The sequence below is a fragment of the Shewanella sp. SG41-4 genome (assembly GCF_014164505.1).
Taxonomy (GTDB): domain Bacteria; phylum Pseudomonadota; class Gammaproteobacteria; order Enterobacterales; family Shewanellaceae; genus Shewanella.
This window is the reverse complement of sequence record NZ_JACJFI010000316.1, coordinates 1-3,928: the sequence shown is the minus strand read 5'-3', so window position 1 is coordinate 3,928 and position 3,928 is coordinate 1. Positions and strand designations below refer to the sequence as shown.

Annotated in this window: 2 protein-coding genes and 1 pseudogene; all 3 read right to left on the bottom strand. The window is 39.7% G+C overall.

Annotation, left to right across the window (positions count from 1 at the left end; genetic code table 11):
- Positions 1 to 361 (bottom strand): Wzz/FepE/Etk N-terminal domain-containing protein (locus tag H5202_RS18815; protein ID WP_443019441.1); only part of this gene is annotated, 361 nt, incomplete at its 3' end.
- Between the two features lie 306 nt (positions 362 to 667).
- Positions 668 to 3,172 (bottom strand): SLBB domain-containing protein, encoded by a 2,505-nt coding sequence (locus H5202_RS18810; RefSeq protein WP_182773412.1) that lies wholly within the window; start codon positions 3,170 to 3,172, stop codon positions 668 to 670.
- A 551-nt stretch (positions 3,173 to 3,723) separates the two neighbouring features.
- Positions 3,724 to 3,928 (bottom strand): annotated as a pseudogene (locus H5202_RS18805) (transcription/translation regulatory transformer protein RfaH); the annotation flags it as partial.

The following is a 3,928-nucleotide window of genomic DNA, read 5'->3' as shown; positions in this document are numbered from 1 at the left end:
GAGATTTTATCACCTCGATAGCCATTTTGGTTTTATCAATACCACCGCGACTGCCTAAGTTGATGCCTGCCATACTTGCCAGACCACCAAACTGTCCTGCAAGCGCTGCCAAACCACCACCACCTTGCTCTGAGTCTGCAGGCGCTAATAACGCTTCTGACTTATAAATATTGGGTTGGTTGATGGCAAAAACAACGGCACCAACTGCAAACACTGCAGTAATGGCAATAATTAACCACTTACCTTGCCAGATAACGGCAAATAGCTCACGTAAATCAATCTCGTCGTTTTCAACGCTGCCCATTGGTTGTAGGGATGCAAAATTTGCGTCATTCGTAGGTTGTAGGTTTTGTTTAGTCATAAGTCTTTTTGTCTTGAAAGTGGGTAGCTACGCTTCTAGAGTTTAGAGCGTCAAGCAGCTAGTTTGCCTCGCTTGAGGACAAGCAAAGCAAACTAAAATTAATTTCATCATTTTTACGAAACCATTAGCACTGAACTATTTAATACGGAACTATTTAATACAGAACTATTAGTCTTAAACGTCTTGGATTATACGTCTAACCTTAAGGCTCTAAATAGCTGTGCTGATAAAAGGTATAAAACGCTAGCAAAATAAATAAATACTTTTTATTTATCGGATTTCATGTCGCGTTAAAATCTTAATGCTTTATAACGATGCGATTGCCGCGGCAGCAATTGCACTGTTATAGAAGATAGTGGTAACTTGTGACCAAAGCGTTAAATTATCTTTATATTCAGTATCAAGCGGTACTATAATTGTGTCGCCTGCTGCCACCATGCTGCCACTGTTAAACCAATATGATTCGGTTGGCATAACTACAGAACCATCGGCTTTTATAATATAAATTCTATCCTCATCGGCACGCTTGCGTGGTCCACCAGCCAGCAATAGATACTGGTTATAGGTAGTGCCATCTTTGAATCGATGAGTACTTGGGTGTTGCACTTGCCCCATAATGGATACTGTTTGGTTATTTTGTGGGAGATACAATATGTCTCCATCTTCTAAAGTCAAATTAGCTTCATCAATCCCTAATTCTAGAGCCGTTAAATCTATGGTTAATCGTCCAACAACTTGTATATTCTCAAGTTCTTTAAGCATTAACTGGGCATCGGCATAGCCTACTGTAGGAGTATCTTTGGTTAATGCTTTCGAGGCGATTTCACGGCGCAGCTCATCTGATAATTTTGCTAGCTCTAATTGCTCTTTCTCTTTAACTGATTGGCGAAGGAATACAGCACTTTTTAATGACGCATCAGTTGTGTAACTGCCTGCTCGAGCAATGACGTCTTTAAGTGTTTCACCTCGTTGAATCGAGTAGGTTCCAGGGAACTTAACTTCACCTTTAATCGTAATCCAGCGAGTGTCTTGCCAAGAGGGTAACGTTCTTACGGTTAAAGTATCTCGACTTTGCAATGGGATATTTGTCGCTTCATTATTCATCACTTCAGAAAGACTGAGCTGTTTATGCTCAATAGTGACACCGTCGGTTTCTGAAATATTTTGACGCGTTAATTCAGCTGATAATGTGTATGAGCCTTCTTCTAACCCACCCGCTGCAATCAGTAATTCTTTCACATTGGCATTCATCGTTAAGGGATACTGCCCAGGAAAACGGACATTACCGTTAATGTTGACCAGTTTGACTGCATCGCCAAAACGACTCTGATTTTTAAGTTTGGTAATAATAGGTGTTAAAAGTGCTTCGCGGTCTTCGTAATCGAATACAACAATAGTATCACGCGGTTTTAATAATAAATTATATGATGAATGGGGATCTGTTATCGCTTTGCCTAAGGCTAGACGTTGAATTTCAATATCACCACGTTGATTTATTTCACGGATTAATAAAGAATAATCAAGGTCTGCGGTAATGGTTAAGTTACCCCAAATTGATGGTAGCAAATCAGCAACTTTTAGTTGATTTGTCCATTGATATTTACCGGGGCGAATAACCGCGCCAGCTATTGTTATGGCATTTTCTACCCTTGTTGAGGCAGATTTTACATTTAATACATCACCATTTTTAGCAAAAGTAGAGAGTCCACTTGATGCCGTTAAGTCTACGTTAACAACGGTTTTAACGGCCTTATCGCTATAGCGTTCTACCACACTGGCTTTAGGGTAAGCACCAGGATTTAAGCCGCTGGCCATTCTCAGTACATCTGCCATGGTTTCGCTATTTTTTAACTCATAAATAGCGGGACGCCTAACCTCGCCCATCACGCTGACACTGGCACCAGCCGTTGGTATAAATACCACATCACCAGACTGTAGTCGTTTATCTCCTGATGAATCACCACGCATAAGCAGGTCGTATAAATCTAAGGTACCCACAGCTTTACCCGCACGTTTTAATTGGATATTACGTAATGAGCCGATTTCGTTTATACCACCAGATACAAATAAGGCTTGGGTAATAGTCGATAAGCTTGAAACAGTATATGAGCCTGGTTGATATGCATCACCAGCAACAAAAATACGAATTGAGCGAAGCTCACCCATAGTGATACTTGAATTTATACCTATCATGCTTTGGGCGATTTTGTCTTGCAGTAGTACTCTTGCTTCTGAAAATGACAATCCTACTAATGATATTGGCCCTAAGTCTGGAAACTGTACCGCACCATCACGACCTACTATCAATTGATAATTATTATTTTCTTTACCGTATAACTGAACATTAATATTGTCGCCAGGGCCTACCATGTATTCATTTGGAACCGGTACGTCGCTTACTGGTGCAAACGTCGTCGGGGAGCCAGCAAACAAGTCGTAACCGAAACGTTTTAATTGAGATTGTTTTTGGTCATCTGTGGCTTCGGTTGTTGCTATGGTTTTAGTTGCTTGATTAGTTTGTTCGTCTTCAGACTGATTAACAACGGGCTCATGATTTGATTCAGATTTTGAATTTACATCACGAGGAGTAACAATTTGTGGGTTACTAACCTGGGCCTGACCACTTGTTGAACCTGAAAGCATTGATGGATCTATACCATACTGTTTGGCAATGCGTTCTTGTTCTGACTTTGGCAACTGTTTAAATTGCTCGATCATTTGCGGAGAAGGAGTAACAGCTTGCGCTTGTGTGGTTAAAATAATAAAGGCCGATAAGCCAGCTAGTAACACGTTTTTGGTTTTATGTAGCACCAGATATCTCCAATATTATTATTATGAATAAGTAAAAAAAGTGACAAGCGGTGGAAAGCGATAACGAGCGATGGCCATAACGTAAAGAGTGATAACAAGTGAGTTAAGAACGATAAAAATACATAATGCGCGATTGCAAGCGAGCTCTTTGCTCTAGGAGCTTTAGCTTTTATGACCTTGATCGCTTTCTATCTTTTTATCGACCTTTTCCGTTTGTTGTCGATTTTAAGACACGCTACCGCCCATGGATTACGGCTTCCAATATGCCCTTCGCTACGCGAATCTTTAATTTTTTATTAGCTTTAAACTGTAACAATCACTAATCAAGCGCGGAATTATACTCAAAAATCAGCTTAGATGCTTGAGTAAAATCCCCTGAACGTTTCAAAATAGTTACTAAATAGCAAAAACATCATTTAAACGTACAATATTCAACCTTTTTACGTCAAAATAGCCCTTTAACTCAACTCCATTCAGTTTATAAATGGACAATATCCTACAAGAAGCATCGCTATAATCTGACAGAACATTTATTTAGTTATATTCGCTATTTATGTTGTTTGATCATTTTTGGGTACAGCTTGTAAATTTGTCAACTCGACTAGAATCCGTTTCTGTTGTCCCATGATGTTAAATAACACATGGCAACGTTTATCTGGATTACTCTCGTCGAATATTACTTCGAGGTCTTTAAACGGTCCGTCGACAAATTTGACTTTATCGCCGTTGCCTAACGGTTTTACCTCTTCAGGCACA